12 protein-coding genes are annotated in these 13,637 nt (G+C 58.1%); 10 read left to right on the forward strand and 2 right to left on the reverse strand.

Features of this window, described 5'->3' with window-relative positions; translation table 11 throughout:
- Positions 1–545: 545 nt before the first annotated feature.
- On the reverse strand, positions 546–1,526 hold the full coding sequence (locus KW837_RS21990) for an AraC family transcriptional regulator (RefSeq protein ID WP_218398618.1): 981 nt from the start codon (positions 1,524–1,526) through the stop codon (positions 546–548).
- Between the two features lie 188 nt (positions 1,527–1,714).
- Between KW837_RS21990 and KW837_RS21995 the strand changes: the two genes are divergently transcribed.
- From KW837_RS21995 to KW837_RS22020, 6 genes are all read left to right on the forward strand, one after another.
- Positions 1,715–2,899, forward strand: coding sequence for an aldo/keto reductase (locus KW837_RS21995; RefSeq protein WP_218398619.1), 1,185 nt, complete (start codon positions 1,715–1,717; stop codon positions 2,897–2,899).
- 177 nt (positions 2,900–3,076) lie between these two features.
- Complete coding sequence (locus KW837_RS22000; protein ID WP_218398620.1) at positions 3,077–3,613, forward strand: LasR-specific antiactivator QslA; 537 nt, start codon at positions 3,077–3,079, stop codon at positions 3,611–3,613.
- A gap of 1,065 nt (positions 3,614–4,678) precedes the next feature.
- Positions 4,679–6,085 carry a YfjI family protein gene (locus tag KW837_RS22005; protein ID WP_218398621.1) on the forward strand — a complete coding sequence of 469 codons (1,407 nt, stop codon included), beginning with the start codon at positions 4,679–4,681 and terminating at the stop codon, positions 6,083–6,085.
- Positions 6,072–6,437 carry a hypothetical protein gene (locus KW837_RS22010; protein ID WP_218398622.1) on the forward strand — a complete coding sequence of 122 codons (366 nt, stop codon included), beginning with the start codon at positions 6,072–6,074 and terminating at the stop codon, positions 6,435–6,437. The genes KW837_RS22005 and KW837_RS22010 overlap by 14 nt, the downstream gene beginning before the upstream one ends.
- The gene (locus KW837_RS22015; protein ID WP_218398623.1) at positions 6,421–7,401 is read left to right on the forward strand and encodes an integrase domain-containing protein; all 981 of its coding nucleotides are present in this window, start codon (positions 6,421–6,423) and stop codon (positions 7,399–7,401) included. The genes KW837_RS22010 and KW837_RS22015 overlap by 17 nt, the downstream gene beginning before the upstream one ends.
- Entirely contained in the window at positions 7,398–7,712 is a 315-nt protein-coding gene (locus tag KW837_RS22020; RefSeq protein ID WP_218398624.1) for a hypothetical protein, read from the forward strand. Before KW837_RS22015 ends, KW837_RS22020 begins: the two co-directional genes overlap by 4 nt.
- A 404-nt stretch (positions 7,713–8,116) precedes the next feature.
- Here KW837_RS22020 and KW837_RS22025 read toward each other — a convergent pair whose 3' ends face one another.
- Positions 8,117–8,626, reverse strand: coding sequence for an Lrp/AsnC family transcriptional regulator (locus KW837_RS22025; protein WP_217857988.1), 510 nt, complete (start codon positions 8,624–8,626; stop codon positions 8,117–8,119).
- A 199-nt stretch (positions 8,627–8,825) separates the two neighbouring features.
- Here KW837_RS22025 and KW837_RS22030 point away from each other — a divergent pair, with 199 nt between their 5' ends.
- The 4 genes from KW837_RS22030 to mdeB all read left to right on the forward strand — a co-directional run bounded on the left by KW837_RS22030 (position 8,826) and on the right by mdeB (position 13,623).
- Positions 8,826–9,842, forward strand: a complete 1,017-nt coding sequence (locus KW837_RS22030) for a 1-aminocyclopropane-1-carboxylate deaminase (protein WP_024077475.1) — start codon at positions 8,826–8,828, stop codon at positions 9,840–9,842.
- A gap of 137 nt (positions 9,843–9,979) precedes the next feature.
- Entirely contained in the window at positions 9,980–10,444 is a 465-nt protein-coding gene (locus tag KW837_RS22035; RefSeq protein ID WP_218398625.1) for a transketolase, read from the forward strand.
- A 60-nt stretch (positions 10,445–10,504) separates the two neighbouring features.
- The gene (locus KW837_RS22040; protein ID WP_217857986.1) at positions 10,505–10,927 is read left to right on the forward strand and encodes a hypothetical protein; all 423 of its coding nucleotides are present in this window, start codon (positions 10,505–10,507) and stop codon (positions 10,925–10,927) included.
- Positions 10,924–13,623 carry an alpha-ketoglutarate dehydrogenase gene (mdeB, locus tag KW837_RS22045; RefSeq protein ID WP_218398626.1) on the forward strand — a complete coding sequence of 900 codons (2,700 nt, stop codon included), beginning with the start codon at positions 10,924–10,926 and terminating at the stop codon, positions 13,621–13,623. Before KW837_RS22040 ends, mdeB begins: the two co-directional genes overlap by 4 nt.
- The last annotated feature ends 14 nt before the right edge of the window (positions 13,624–13,637 follow it).

Below are 13,637 nucleotides of genomic sequence, written 5' to 3' on the forward strand. Positions count from 1 at the left end.
CGGGTTGTTGGCGTTATTGCCGGACTGTATTCATTTAACTAGAATCTCTGTCATGGTAGATACACCAGGTGCATCGGCAGTAGGGATAGAATCAATTACCATCTCGGGTGCCCCTCCCGGTAGATGATTTCTGGGCCTTCAAATTTGTCATTACCTGCTAGCGGGCTTCTAGGCATGCGCTCTTGGATTCCATCAACTCTTCTGATCTTGAAACCATTTTGAATGGCTTCCTTGCTCTACTCCAAACGCAGCTTCTACGGCGACCGTCCGACCGGGTAATCTGAACCTGGCTTTTATCATATTGATTTTTATAATTAATATTTGTCTTGTTTCTTTGTTGGAATACAAATTGGAATACCTTGCGAAATGGCACTCAACTTGGCCGCCCGTTCGTATTCGGTCTGACAACCGTTCATATCCGCGTTAGCTGGAGTGCTCCGCACACTAGGTGACTGCCCGAGACGCACCTCAGGGGCGAGGTGATGGACGAGCGGACTGATTGTTTCTCAGCGTCGTCTTACATACTCGCATCATGCGTGACACGGCTAGTCGAGCCTTCCACCATGTTCCCTTGCGTGCTTGATGTCTCTCGAGGGTGAGGCTCCGAAACGCCGAGCATATTCGCGGCTGAATTGAGCGACGCTTTCATAGCCGACTCGCAACGCGGCGGTGTTCACGTCTACCCGCTCGGTCAACATCAGGCTACGCGCGGCTTGCAGCCGTAACGATTTTTGATATTGAACGGGGCTGGTGCCAGTCAGCTTGCGAAAGTTGTGATGCAGAGTAGAGCTGGCCATGCCCGATCGTTCGGCGAGCTCGGCCACGTGCAGCGGTTTGTCATAGTGATGTTTCAACCATTCAATGGCTCTCACGATGCCCTTGTCTCGGTAACCATCGCGAGTGACGCTGCGTAACCACTGGCCCGCTCCACTGAGCAGTAGCCGAACGCATATCTCCCGCTTGATAAGGTCCGACATCAAGCCTGCCTCAAGCGGCCGTTCGATCAGCGTGGCGAGTCGAGCGAACGCATCGAGCATCTCACTCGACGCCGCACCAGATGCGAAGCCCCGTGCTTCAGAAGCCATTTCCTGCCTTGGTGCTTCCAAGGTCTGGATCACCTCATTGAGCATGGAAAGATCGAGCTTCAACACAACTGATAAATAAGGGGTTTGCTCGTTAGCTGCGGTAACGCGAGCCAGTGTGGGTATATCGACCGAAGTGACGAAGAACGCCCCCTGCCCGAACTCACAGGCTTCCTCACCGAACGTGATCTCCTTCGCACCCTGCAGAATGATGGCTACGCAAGGCTCATAAATGCAGTACGTGGGCGTACCTAGCTCGGCCATTCGATAAAAGGTCAGGCCTGGAATCGATGTTGTGCAGACCTCGTTCAAACCAATCTGCATGGTGACTTTTTCGATAAGCCGTCTGAGTACCTGGAGGCGTTCGTTGGGCTGAGCGGGTTCGCTCAAGGTCAGGGAATGCACATGGCCGGAACCAAACTGCGAGAAGGAACCGCTCGTCATCACATGCACCCCTATTTACGGAATGTTCGAGTCTGCTGAGAGTGCGTGACCAGCACAAGTGCATCGGCAGGATTGTGCAAAAGATATGGCGCATTAGGGTCACCCGGCCAACCCTCGTTGTTCTAGTTTCTAGTATGAAGACCGGCTTCGATGAGCCCGTGAACCCTCAGTCGCGAAAGGAAAGTTGGATGGACAGACGAGATTTTCTTACCTATTCGGCGGCGGGTGCTGTTGCAGCCGCTTTGCTGCCAGCATCGAGTATCGCAAGTTCGGTGGCTACAGCCCCAGCGCCCTCTTCGCTGACAGAGCGCGGAAGCGTGATGCGTACGGAAGGGCGGCTCGTGCGCGCAGACCTGCCCCTCAATTTGCCCTCGCATACAATGAGATACATGACGCCTCAACGCTTTGGTATGGGCGGGACGCAGATCGGCAATATCTTTGCGCCGATCAGCGACGAGCAGGCGGGTTTGGTTCTGCAGGCTGCTTGGGGTGCGGGTGTAAGGCTTTACGACACGTCGCCGTTCTACGGGTTTGGCTTGAGTGAATATCGTCTAGGCCGCTTCCTGCATGGCAAAGATCCAGACGACTATGTGGTCTCCACCAAGGTCGGCCGCGTATTGACGGCCGCTGGTGGCCTGCGCGCGGACCATGCCATCTGGAAGTCGTCGGCGCCCTTCAAATATCGATATGACTACACCGCAGCAGGCACGCGTCGTTCCGTGGAAGACAGTCTGCAACGTCTGGGGTTACCCCGTATCGATATCGTCTTTATCCATGACATCTCGCCAGATAACACCGAGCTGGAAGGCGGATGGGACGCGGCGTATCGAATTGCGCGCACAGGGGCGATGGTAGAGCTTGAAAAGATGCGTGACGAAGGGCTCATCAAGGCATGGGGCTTCGGAGTCAATACGCCGAACGCGGTGATTCAGGCACTGGCCAGTAATGACCCGACTCCCGACATCGTGTTGCTTGCTTGCCAGTATTCCCTCCTTGACCACGGCGATGCGTTGCGCAGCACCTTTCCGGCGTTGAGAAGTAAGGGCACCAGCGTCGTGGTTGGAACACCACTGAATGATGGATTTCTGGGAGGTCGCAGCCGATATAACTTCAGCCAGGATCTACCTGCCGGTGCGGTAGAAAAGCGCGCGCGAATCATGGGAGTTGCCAGCCGACATGGCATCGACATTCATACTGCCGCCTTGCAGTTCGCAGCGGCACATCCGCAAGTGTCCGCGATCATTCCGGGGGCGCGTTCGCCGGGGCAGGTAGTTTCCAATGTACAGGCGATGAAGGTCGGTATTCCGGCAGCCTTTTGGGAGGAGCTGAAGAGCCAGAGCTTGATCGATGCTCAAGCACCGGTTCCTTCCTGAGTAGTTAAGCGTACCCCAGCGACTGTATGTCAAGTTAAGCACGGCTTACCGTCAAACGGCTGATGGCAGCTTTTTACTTGTCCAAGGAGATAAGGAAAATGGCATACCCCCCTTTAAGCTCGTGCGCCACCCTGGCCGTTTGGATCGTCCCGCAAACTATCTCGGAGGACATCCGTGATGTTTGAGCTCTTGCTTCTAATCAGCCTTCCCAAACCCAACACCATCGATACCGCATCGCTTACCCCCGAAGATGCCGCAATTAAACTAAGGCAGGCTGCCACGCTTCGGCTTAATGGAGCTCAAAGCATCCTGCTTCATTTTCCGCAGGACGTTGAGCTGGCGGTAGAGCTTTTGGATGATGCCGCAGTGTTGTTCGACAAGGCGTTCCAATATCTGACGGGTATCCCATCTCAACGAGTTCATCAACCGATCGGTGAGTACTACTCAGTTCCGTCCACTGAAGGCTGTCCCGGTATTCGAACCCCATGGGGCAATGAGTTCGGCCCGATGATTGAGGACGGTGTTCGTTGTGCGCGGACCTGGCTTGATGGCTCATCACTACCGCTATGGTGGGCACTGGCGCAGAACCGAAAGCGTCATCGTCCAGGTGATCCTCAAGATGCGTTCGAAGCCGGTTTTCTGCTACGGCTGCAACAGGCGCTGGTCATGCGGCGTGAAGCCGCCACCGCCCAATCAACCAGCGTTGATGCTTGAGGCGGTCTTTGACGTTTGAATTTTTGCTTTTCCGCCAAACCCTCCGATCCAGCGATCTTTGATCGCGCCGATCGGAGGGTTCCTCGCTCTTTCTCGGAGCCACCTCGTTCCTTCCCCCCCCATTTCAAATTTGATTAGCTCCGTCTTCTTTTTCCCGAGTAATTGCCCACGACCTCTATCGAGCGCAACGCAGGTTCAGCGTCAAAGCCGAGCTTGTCGTAGGGGCTATGGTTGGAGATGTGGCGACACCGGCGACAGCGGCGACAACCCGCGCAGCACGGGGCCTGGAGCGTGGCGACAAAAGTGGCGACAGTCGCCACTTTTTGCACGCTTTGGCCGTGATGCTTGACCACCTTTTCGAGTGGGTATAACAATTGGCGCACGGACCGCTGTCGTTGACAGCACCTGCCCAGGTAGCCAGAACCTTCAAGGCTACGCCACTGGCGTGGTGGTTCTCCCGAAGTGCGATTAGCGTCCGGCGGCTCGCACGGTCACTCCCCAAGAGTGATGGATGCCTACTCGACTTATCTGCCCACTGCGGCAGACGATGGACTTTCCTCGCTGCGCTGCAGCAACTTCACCTCTCGACGCACTTCGTTGCGCCAGACTGCGCCCGTCTCTTTCTCCTGGAAAGAGACGGGCGCTCGTACCACTGCTGCAAGCCACGTCGTACAGGGCATTGCCGCAACTCTCCTCGTGACAATCGACCTGACAAATTCGATTTGTCGCTATCCGCAACGACACAGATACCGGTGCCGCAGCCATGGAAAGGCTGCACCTGGCTGACAGTCAGGCATGCCCCAGGTGTCCAGGTCTTTGCCTTCTCCCACCCAGGATCTCCAGGTGCCGAACTCGTCAGTCGGCACAGCCTCCGCCCGCCCGTATCTTCGGATACGTCAAGGAGGTCAGGTTCATGGGTTCATGCCCTCGCTCCCGGTCGTAAGGAGCCGTTCGTTCCGCGTCAGTGAACACCTCACAGGCCGCAGGGGCCTTGATCCCTGATAACACTCAACAGCCGTGGTGGGACTACGTGAGGACAACCAGCAATGAACGAGGAGAGGGCCCATGCAGCAGTTAGATTCGAAGCTTGAACTACCACGATCCCCTCGACCGTTAATCGAGTCGAATCCGGAGGCCGAGCCTTATCCTGTCCAGGCACTGGGTGAAATTCTCGGGCCTGCAGTCGAGCGCATATCCGAGGTCATCGGGGTGCCCCAGGCATTGGCTGCACAATCGGTCTTGGCTGCCTCAGCGCTGGCCACTCAAGGTCATGCGGGCTTACAGCTCGACGGGAGGAAGTATCCCCTGTCGCTGTACTTGATCACGGTGGCCGCGTCCGGAGATCGCAAGACCGCGGCAGATCGATGTGCATTGCTGCCCGCGCGGCAATGGGAGCGTGAGCAGTGGCAGTGCTACCGCGAACAGCTCGCCCGGTACCGTGTCGCGCAGCGACAGGCACTGCGTATCAACCCTGTCGAACCCGACTGCACAGTAAGCATGGCGCTGAAAGCGGAGCCCTCTGCCCCTCGGCTGATCACCACCGATCCTACTATCGAGGCCCTGATCAAGGGGCTCTGTCACGACCTGCCCAGCATGGGCCTGTTCTGTGATGAGGGCGGACAGTTCCTCGGCAGCAGCACCATGAGTCGGGATAACCGTTTGAAAGCGGTCACGACCTTGTCGTCACTCTGGGACGGCAGCCCGATTGATCGAGCTCGCTCGATGGCAGGCGAAAGCCTGCGAGCCTATGACCGGCGCGTGAGCCTGCACTTGATGCTGCAACCTTACCTGGCCATGCAGTTACTCAGTGATCCGTTGTTGCAGGGACAAGGCATCCTCGGTCGCTGCCTGATGACCTGGCCCACCAGCCTGGCCGGACAACGTCGCTATCAGGCTGTCGACTTATCCAAAGACGCTGCCCTAAAGCGCTATCACCACCGTCTTTCGGCCCTGTTTCATCAGCCTTGGTCACTTACTCCTGACGGTGCCTTGCGGCTGTCACCGCTGAGCCTCAATCCGCTGGCCCGCCGTCGCTGGATTGATCTGCATGATGCCATCGAAGCCCAGTTGGGTGAGTTTGGGGAACTGGCCAGCGTACGGCCCAGCGGATCGAAGGCCGCCGATAACCTGCTTCGAATCGCCGGCATCCTGGCAGTGGTGGAGGAGAGCAGCACGGTGGAGGCCGACCATATCCAACGGGCCTCGGCCTTAATCGGCTACTACCTCACCGAGATCCAGCGCCTGACCGAACAGGAACCGGTATGCCGGGTGAAGGAGGAGGCGGACCGCCTGCTGCGCTGGCTGCAGGTCAAGGATTGGAAGCGCTTCAGTATTCGAGAGCTGAACCGCAACGGTCCCCGCTTTGCCCGCAAGAGCAGCCATCATGCCGCCAAGTTGTTGGTCGAGTTGATTGATCATCAGTGGTTGATCACCGACGGTCATACCTTCGAGGTGCGCGATGTTCAATCTTGATGAGGCGCTACGTAACCATTTAGCTCAGCGCCAAAAAGAGCCAAAAACGCGGTTTGTCGCCGCTACTGTCGCCGCTACTGTCGCCACTTTGTCGCCACGCTCAAAGCCAGGCAGGAAAAGGGTTGTCGCCGCTGTCGCCGGTGTCGCCATCACCCATAAAGCTACTGCCTCGACGACAGCGATCATCCAATGGTTGAAAGAGGAGGGCGCGCATCTTTACGTCACCGACAACACGCTGTGTTTTCGCCCGACTGATTGGGCTCAGTTCGCTATCGTGAGTGCGAACTGGCGAGCCCTTTTGCATGATCTCGCGGCAGTCGATCAGGAACAGAGCAATGGCTCGGGTCGGTAAGCGAGCTGGGCGCAATTTTGGCTTCGGTCGCCAGCTCAGCTATGCCGGACCGCAAGCCCTGAAAGATCTGTTTGGCGATGGCCATTTTGCTACCGTCAAAGCCCATAGCGATCGCTGGCAGGCCTTCGTGCGTTGGTGTCGATCCGATGAAGGACCGAGGCTTAATGATGCGCGACAGATCGACCGTGAGATCCTCATGCGGTACGCCACCTACATGCGGGAGCAGGTCGATCAGGGCAACGTCGGCATCGCCACCGCGCAAAACCGCCTGTCCAGCGTGAACCGAACGATGGCCGCGCTGCGCGGTGATCAGTACGTCAAAATTCCCAGTCCGAGCAAGGCGCTTGGCTTGCAGCGCTCAAGTGTGCGTAGTGAGGCCCCGCGAGGCCAGGACCGTGTGCAGGTCAGGCTGATTGCGCAAGCGCTGTCAGAGCGACAGCAAGCGAGGGTGAGTGCCATTGTGCTCCTCGCCCGGGAGACCGGCATGCGCCTGCGTGAAGCGATCTTGGCGGACCTGCCACGGTTGCAACGAGAGGCTCAACGACTGGGGAAGATCAATATCCAGGACGGCACTAAGGGCGGCCGATCCGGCGCGTCTGCACCGCGTTGGATTACGGTCACGGATCAAGTCCGCGGCGCCCTGGATAGAGCCTGCGAGGCGTCACCCAGTGGCAGCTGGAATTTGTTGGCGCCCAATGAAAGCTACAAAGGCTTCATCCAGACAGTTGTGCGGCCGGCACGGGATATTCTGCATGAGCAGGGATTGAAGGGCTTACATGAACTGCGTGCGGCTTACGCCTGTGAGCGCTATGAGCAACTGACCGGCTTTCCTGCACCCGTCAATGGCGGTCGTGGTCACCGAGAAGATCGAGAGCTTGATCGGCGCGCCCGTCAGCAGATCAGCCACGAGTTGGGGCATAACCGCATCGAAGTGGTGAGTGCCTACATCGGAGGTCGGCGATGAAAGCCGAGTTCAATATGGCGTTGTTTCTGAGTCCGGTGCTCAACGGTGCGCATGCCACGCGGCAGCGGCACATCAGGCAAGCAGAAAAGATGCGTGAGGTGATTCGTGAGCGCTGGGATTGCGCGACGCCCTGGTCCTGGAAGGAAAAGCACACGAAATGGTTTTTGGAGCACTATCTGCGTTGCTCTGCACCAGCGACCGTTTACTACTACGAATTAACAGCAAGGTTGATTCGTCGAAGATGTGAAGGCCGTTCAGCTGACTATCAGCTCAATATGGATAAACGCTCCCCAAGCCATAACGGTAAATAAGCCAAATGCTCTGCTTCAAGCTGACTCTCCCAGGGCCTCTACGGAAGCGCTCCATTGGGTTTAGGGGGAGGAGATCGCTGTTTGTAAGGAATCATAAGCGGGGTGGTAGGAGTGGTACTCAGCCAAGAAAATACGGTCGGTACCTAGCATTCTCGCGATTAATCCGCATAAAAGCCCCACGGGACTGACCCCGCCGATGGCGATGCTAGAGCCGTTACTGACTTTGTATTTTCACGGTCTGGAAGGTTGTCGCCTGCTTTTGTCTCGAAACGCTGAAATGGGCTCCATCAAGGTTTACATAGGATGCAGGTTATAGAAACAACGCTCTCACGAGGGGATTCATCCTGTCCTTGAGTTGCTCGGGCAGCGGGTCGATACAACCTGACATCGGGCTAAATTGAGCCTCATAGGGGGATGTGGGTTGTCGACAAGACCTGGCGCAACCCCATGAACGAGCGAATCTGGCGAACCCCGGGCAGGTAAAGCAATTGCTCCGCGTGGAGCCGGTTGAAACTGTTGCTGTCCTTGGTTCGTATCAACATGAAGTAGTCGAATTCCCCCGTCACCACATGGCATTCCATGCAGCCGGACACCTTTTGCGCCGCGGCTTCGAAGGCTGCGAAGGATTCCGGCGTCGAGCGGTCCAGTACCACGCCGATCAACACCACCATCCCTGCATCGAGCGCTTGATTGTCCAGCAACGCGACAATGCCCTTGATCAGGCCCGCCTGTTTGAGGCGTTCGACTCGTCGCAGGCAGGCCGGCGCGCTCAGTTTCACCTTCTCGGCGAGCGCCACATTGGAGATAGAGGCGTCTCGCTGCAGGGTCTTGAGAATGGCGCGGTCGGTTCGGTCCAGCGGGTGCGGCTCCGCACCTGAAGTGCCGGGTTTCTTGTGATTATTTGTTGCGCTCATATTGGTTTCTACACAATAAAAATATGTTTTAAGTAGTGGTCGATGATTTATGTTTCTTTAATGGATTGAAACTTGCAACACATATTTTCAGCTTTGTTCTTAATATTGAACTCATCGAAGCCCTCTGAAAGAACCTGGAACGCAGCCTTTTTGCCTTTCGGTCTGGCGCTTGGATATCCAATAAACAAGGAGCAGAGTCATGAACCTGAATCGTTTTAAACGTTATCCGCTGACCTTCGGTCCTTCTCCGATCACGCCCTTGAAACGCCTCAGCGAACACTTGGGCGGCAAGGTCGAGTTGTATGCAAAACGTGAAGACTGCAACAGTGGCCTGGCCTTCGGCGGCAACAAGACGCGCAAGCTCGAATACCTGATTCCCGAGGCACTCGAACAGGGCTGCGACACCTTGGTGTCCATCGGCGGGATCCAGTCGAACCAGACCCGGCAGGTCGCCGCCGTCGCTGCCCACCTCGGCATGAAGTGTGTGCTGGTGCAGGAAAACTGGGTGAACTACTCCGACGCTGTGTATGACCGGGTCGGCAATATCGAGATGTCCCGCATCATGGGGGCGGACGTACGACTGGACGCTGCCGGGTTCGATATCGGTATTCGGCCCAGCTGGGAGAAGGCCATGAACGACGTGGTGGAGCGGGGTGGCAAGCCGTTCCCGATACCGGCGGGTTGTTCCGAACATCCCTACGGCGGGCTCGGGTTCGTCGGCTTTGCCGAGGAAGTGCGGGAGCAGGAAAAACAACTGGGGTTCAAGTTCGATTACATCGTGGTCTGCTCCGTCACCGGCAGTACCCAGGCCGGCATGGTCGTCGGTTTCGCCGCGGACGGCCGTTCGAAGAACGTTATCGGCATTGATGCCTCGGCCAAGCCCGAGAAAACCAAGGCACAGATCCTGCGTATCGCCCGGCACACCGCTGAGCTGGTGGAACTGGGTCGTGAGATCACCGAAGACGACGTGGTGCTCGATACACGCTTCGCCTACCCGGAATATGGTTTGCCCAACGAAGGTACGCTGGAAGCCATTCGTCTGTGCGGCAGCCTTGAAGGTGTGTTGACCGACCCAGTGTATGAAGGCAAATCCATGCACGGGATGATCGAAATGGTCCGCCGTGGCGAGTTCCCCGAAGGCTCGAAAGTGCTTTACGCACACCTGGGCGGGGCACCTGCGCTGAACGCCTACAGTTTCCTGTTCCGCAACGGCTGATTAACGCCAATAACCTGTAGGCGCGAGCTTGCTCACGAAGCGGTGGGTTAGTCGGCATCAATGTTGAATGTCACGGCCGCATCGTCGGATCACCGCCCGGAGCAAGCTGCTCCTACCAAACCGCCGGGAGTACCGCCATGCATGCGATATCGCAATCCGCAGTCTGGATCAAGGAACCTTCGGCGGATGCCGGAGTGGTCATCGTGACCAGCGCCGCGTTGCCCAAAGACATGATCGACAAGCTGCACGTGGCGATAGATGACTGGGACCAGGTGGCTTATCTAGCCGTTAAGCAATCCGAGGAGTTGATGGTCGACTGGTTGCGGGTCGGGTCTAGCCCGGAGCAATCTGCTGGGGGCTACGCGTGTTATGCCAGCCACCTGTTGCGCTCCGTCTCCCACGGCAGTTTTTTACTGGATGTCGAAGTCGGCACGGTTCCCGGCTTGACCTGGCTGGGGTCCGTGCGCGGTCACCCGTTGCGCGTCGTCGAACTGGGAACGATAGCCTCATCCACCGCAGCGATGGATCAACAGGTAGAACAAGTGCTTTCGGCGACCCGCCGTCTGGCGAAAAGCGTGCTGCAGGCGCGCGGCGTCATTTAGCCAGTGTCCTCGCCAATTCGCCTGTTGAATCAACCACCCCAAACAACAAAGGCAACGCCTATGAGCCAAGCTGCCGACTGTCGTACCAACGCCCTGAAGTGGATGCGCGAGCCTTCAAATTGCACACGTATCGTGGTCATCGCGTGCGGGCTTGATAGCGATCATATTGACTTGATCCATCAGGGTTTCAGCTGTTTTGACAATGTGGCACTGATCCATGTCGATGCTGTGAACACGATGCCTGGCCAGCTCGCTGAAGTGCGAGTGGCCAAGGGTGACTACTGTTTTGTCGTGCTCGGTGAACTGGATGAGCGTTTATTGCACGACCTTTCCATTGGTCAGCCCTGCATCTACCCGATTGCTTCAGACGGGGCGGCCGAACGTTCGGTCATTGCGGCGGTAGAACAGGTGAAAAGCCTTGCCCGAGTGAACCGTTCGCACCACCTTGAAGTGTTATCCGACACCTGCAGGAGTTGCTCATGAGCCCGTCCGATATCCAGACCCAATTGCCGGGCCAGACAGCTGAAGATGCACAGGAAATGGCCGAGTGGCGGGAGGCGTTGCTGTCCGTCATCGCCCACGGCGGCACGGTCCGGGCAAAACAGATCCTCGACATGCTGGTGGCCGTGGCCAGCACTTCCGAGATCGGTTGGCGGCCCAGCCACGGCACGCCCTATATCAATACGATCAGCGTCGAGCAGCAGCCGGTGTTTCCGGGCGACCTGGCGTTGGAAGAGCGACTGGCTTCGATCATGCGCTGGAACGCACTGGTCATGGTCGCCAGGGCCAACCAGGCCTATGGGGAACTGGGTGGCCACATCGCCAGTTACGCCAGCGCCGCCGATTTGTTTGAGGTGGGCTTCAACCATTTTTTCAAGGCGCGCACCGACAGTCGCGGCGGTGATCTGGTGTTTTACCAGCCGCACTCGGCACCGGGCGTTTATGCGCGGGCCTTTCTGGAAGGGCGCCTCGAGGAGCAGGATCTGCAACATTATCGGCAAGAGATCGGCGCGCGCGCCAATGGCGCCCGGGGTTTGTCGAGTTACCCGCACCCGTGGTTGATGCCGGACTTCTGGCAGTTCCCGACGGGCTCGATGGGCATCGGTCCGATCAGCTCGATCTACCAGGCGCGTTTCATGCGTTACCTGGAGCACCGCGGCCTGCAAAATACCTCGGGGCGGACCGTCTGGGGGGTGTTTGGCGACGGTGAAATGGATGAGCCGGAAAGCATGTCGGCACTGACCCTGGCGGCGCGTGAAGGGCTGGATAATCTGGTGTGGGTGGTCAACTGCAACCTTCAGCGCCTGGACGGTCCGGTGCGTGGCAACGGTCGCATCATCGATGAGCTGGAGGCGCTGTTCGGCGGGGCCGGCTGGAACGTCATCAAACTGGTCTGGGGCTCCGACTGGGACGGATTGTTTGCCCGGGATAAAGACGGCGCGCTGGTCCGGGCATTGTCGGCAACGGTCGATGGCCAGTTCCAGACGTTCGCGGCCAAGGATGGGCGCTTCAACCGTGAGCATTTCTTTGGCCAGAACGAAGCCCTGTCGCATTTGGCTCAAGGCTTGACCGATGAACAGATCGATCGCCTCAAGCGTGGTGGTCATGACCTGGTGAAAATCTTTGCCGCGTATCAAAGCGCAATGCTCGAGGGCAAGAAGCCTACGGTGATTCTGGCGCAAACCAAGAAAGGCTTCGGCATGGGCGACGCCGGGCAGGGCAAGATGACCGTGCACCAGCAGAAGAAACTCGACAAGGACGCCTTGATCGCCTTCCGCAACCGCTTCAATTTGCCGCTGACCGATGAACAGGCGACCTCGCTGAGCTTCTTCAAACCTGCCACCGACAGCGCGGAAATGCGTTACCTGCACGAACGTCGCCGGGCGTTGGGCGGGTACATGCCGTCGCGGCCCACCACTTCGGCGTCGTTGGTTGTGCCTGACGTCAACAGCTACGCCGGGTTTGCCATCACCGCCGAAGGCAAGGAAATGTCCACCACCATGGCCTTCGTGCGGATGCTCAGCGGTTTGCTGCGGGACAAGCAACTGGGGCCGCGCATCGTGCCGATCGTGGCGGATGAAGCGCGTACCTTCGGCATGGCCAGCCTGTTCAAGCAGATCGGCATCTACTCCAGCGTGGGGCAGCGTTATGAGCCGGAGGACATTGGTTCTATTCTGAGTTATCGAGAAGCCCTAGACGGGCAGATTCTCGAAGAGGGCATCAGCGAGGCCGGCGCCATCAGCTCCTGGGTGGCTGCCGCGACCAGCTACTCGGTGCATGGCCTGCCGATGTTGCCGTTCTACATCTATTACTCGATGTTCGGCTTCCAGCGCATCGGCGACCTGATCTGGGCAGCGGCAGATCAGCGTGCTCGCGGGTTCCTGCTCGGCGCCACCGCGGGGCGCACGACCCTGGGCGGCGAAGGTTTGCAACACCAGGACGGCAACAGCCATTTGATGGCGTCGATGGTGCCCAATTGCCGTGCCTACGACCCGGCGTTCGCCAGTGAGTTTGCGGTGATTCTGGACCACGGCATGCGCCAGATGCTGGAGCGTCAGGTCGACGAGTTTTACTACGTCACGTTGATGAACGAGAACTACCCGCAGCCGAATCTTCCCGAAGGTGTCGAGCAGGCGATTATCAAGGGCATGTACCTGTTCGCCCGACATGAAGTCGAAGACGCGAGCGGCAGCGTTCAGCTGTTGGGCTCCGGCACGATCCTGCTTGAGGTGATCGCGGCGGCCGAGTTGTTGGCCTGCGACTGGAACATCGACAGCGAAGTCTGGAGCGTCACCAGCTTCACCGAGCTGGCCCGGGATGCCCGGGAAGTGGAACGCTGGAACCGCCTGCACCCCGGACAAACCGCGCGGCACAGTCATGTTCAGGAGTCGCTCAACGACACGGCGCCGATCATCGCCTGCACCGATTACGTGCGCGCCTTGCCCCAGTTGATCGCCAGTTATCTCGATGCCCGTTACACCGTGCTCGGCACTGACGGCTTTGGCCGTAGTGATACCCGCAACCAGTTGCGCAGGTTCTTCGAAGTGGACCGCCACCAGATCGTCTTGAGTGCGCTGACTGCACTGGTGCATGAGGGGCGTCTGGACGCCAGTGTCTGTGCCGAGGCGATTGCGCGCTACGCCATTGACGTTGACGCAGTAGTCCCTTGGGACGCTTGAAACCGGCTTCAGAC

Source organism: Pseudomonas sp. PDM24 (genome assembly GCF_019218905.1).
Taxonomy (GTDB): Bacteria; Pseudomonadota; Gammaproteobacteria; order Pseudomonadales; family Pseudomonadaceae; genus Aquipseudomonas.

Bases quoted from the DNA above. Each gene is read 5' to 3' on its own strand.
- KW837_RS22000 (WP_218398620.1), top strand. From the start codon at position 3,077: ATGTTTGAGCTCTTGCTTCTAATCAGCCTTCCCAAACCCAACACCATC.
- KW837_RS22020 (WP_218398624.1), top strand. From the start codon at position 7,398: ATGAAAGCCGAGTTCAATATGGCGTTGTTTCTGAGTCCGGTGCTCAAC.
- KW837_RS21990 (WP_218398618.1), bottom strand. From the start codon at position 1,526: ATGACGAGCGGTTCCTTCTCGCAGTTTGGTTCCGGCCATGTGCATTCC.
- KW837_RS22015 (WP_218398623.1), top strand. From the start codon at position 6,421: ATGGCTCGGGTCGGTAAGCGAGCTGGGCGCAATTTTGGCTTCGGTCGC.
- KW837_RS22040 (WP_217857986.1), top strand. From the start codon at position 10,505: ATGAGCCAAGCTGCCGACTGTCGTACCAACGCCCTGAAGTGGATGCGC.
- KW837_RS22030 (WP_024077475.1), top strand. From the start codon at position 8,826: ATGAACCTGAATCGTTTTAAACGTTATCCGCTGACCTTCGGTCCTTCT.
- KW837_RS22005 (WP_218398621.1), top strand. From the start codon at position 4,679: ATGCAGCAGTTAGATTCGAAGCTTGAACTACCACGATCCCCTCGACCG.
- KW837_RS22025 (WP_217857988.1), bottom strand. From the start codon at position 8,626: ATGAGCGCAACAAATAATCACAAGAAACCCGGCACTTCAGGTGCGGAG.
- mdeB (WP_218398626.1), top strand. From the start codon at position 10,924: ATGAGCCCGTCCGATATCCAGACCCAATTGCCGGGCCAGACAGCTGAA.
- KW837_RS21995 (WP_218398619.1), top strand. From the start codon at position 1,715: ATGGACAGACGAGATTTTCTTACCTATTCGGCGGCGGGTGCTGTTGCA.
- KW837_RS22010 (WP_218398622.1), top strand. From the start codon at position 6,072: ATGTTCAATCTTGATGAGGCGCTACGTAACCATTTAGCTCAGCGCCAA.
- KW837_RS22035 (WP_218398625.1), top strand. From the start codon at position 9,980: ATGCATGCGATATCGCAATCCGCAGTCTGGATCAAGGAACCTTCGGCG.